Origin of the sequence: Streptomyces prasinopilosus, assembly GCF_001419695.1 — a bacterium.
Lineage (GTDB): Bacteria > Actinomycetota > Actinomycetes > Streptomycetales > Streptomycetaceae > Streptomyces > Streptomyces prasinopilosus.
The window spans coordinates 214-1821 of record NZ_LIRG01000684.1 but is presented as its reverse complement, the minus strand read 5'-3'; the positions used below and the strand labels follow the sequence as shown (position 1 = coordinate 1821).

1 protein-coding gene is annotated in these 1608 nt (G+C 75.7%); it reads left to right on the top strand.

Annotation, left to right across the window (positions count from 1 at the left end):
• Positions 1-1608 (top strand): beta-ketoacyl synthase N-terminal-like domain-containing protein (locus AOK18_RS24505; RefSeq protein WP_167738736.1); only part of this gene is annotated, 1608 nt, incomplete at both ends.

Below are 1608 nucleotides of genomic sequence, written 5' to 3'. Positions count from 1 at the left end.
CCGGCCGGCCGCCGCTCCCGCGGTCCCGGCCGCCGCCCGGACCACCGGTCCGGCCGCCGGGCCGGACGGCGGGGACCGGCCGGGACGGCACGACATCGCCGTCATCGGAGTGGACGGCGTCTTCCCGAACGCCGCCGACACCGGGGAACTGTGGCGGGTCCTGCTCGACGGCGAGGACTGCCTCAGCGAAGTGCCCGCCTCCCGCTGGGACATCGACGCCTACTACGGCGCCGAGGGCAGGCCCGGCACCGTGTACCTCAGGCGGGCCGGCTTCGTCGACGGGCTGGCCGACTTCGACCCGGGGTTCTTCCGGCTGTCGCCCGCCGAGGCGGAGTGGATCGACCCGCAGCAGCGGCACCTGATCCAGTCGGTCTGGCACGCCCTCGAGGACGCCGGGCGGGCCGGGGAACCGGACCGTTCCACGGGTGTGTTCGTGGGCGCCAGCTACCAGCACTACCGCGACGTGGTCGTCGACGACGTGGTGCAGACCGCGGCCGGCCTCGGCAACCACAACGCGATCCTCGCCAACCGGGTCAGCTGGTTCCTGGACCTGCACGGTCCGAGCATGACGGTGGACACCCTCTGCTCGTCGTCGCTGGTGGCCCTGCACACGGCGGTGCGCAGCCTCCGCGACGGCGAGTGCGAGCAGGCCGTCGTCGCCGGCGTGCACCTGGGGATGTCCCCCCAGTACTTCCAGCTCGGCTCGCGCCTGCGGTCGTTCTCGCCCACCGGCAGGTCGCGCGCGTTCGACGCCGCCGCGGACGGGTTCGTACCCGGCGAGGGGGTCGTGTCGGTCGTGCTGAAACCCCTGGAGGCGGCGCTGCGCGACCGGGACCGGGTGCGCGGGGTGATCCGGGGGACCGCCGTCAACCACGGCGGGCGCACCAGCGGCCTGACGGTGCCCAACGGCGCGGCGCAGCAGGAGGTCGTCCTCGCGGCCCTGGCGGACGCGGGAGTGACACCGGAGTCGATCGGCCTCGTCGAGGCGCACGGCACGGGCACGGGACTGGGCGACCCGATCGAGGTGGAGGGACTGACCCGGGCCTGGCGCCGGTTCACGGCACGGTCGCAGTTCTGCGCGCTGGGCTCCCTGAAGAGCAACATCGGCCACCTGGAGCCGGCGGCGGGCCTCGCGGGGCTGGTGAAGGTCCTGCTGGCGCTCGAGCACGGGATCGTCCCGCCGACGGCGAACGTGACCCGGCCCAACGACCACATCCGCTTCGAGGGAACGCCGTTCCACCTGGCGGACCGGCCCCTCGCGTGGCCGCGCACGGACGGGCTGCCGCGCCGTGCGGCGGTCAGCGCCTTCGGCATGGGCGGCGTCAACGCGCACGTCGTCGTCGAGGAGGCGCCCCACCGGCCCGCCTCCGACGACCCCGGCCTGGCGCAGGACAGCCACCTGGTGCGGGTCGGCGGCGCCGACGAGGCCGCCGTGCGCGCCCTCGCCGCCGCCTACGCGGACCAGGTGGCCGCCACCCCCGACGACCGGCTGGGACACGTCGCGTTCACCGCGAACACCGGCCGGGCCGCCCAGCGCCACCGGGTCGCCGTGCACGGGTCCACGGCCCGGGAACTGGCCGACCGGCTCGGCGACGTCGCGGCCGGCCG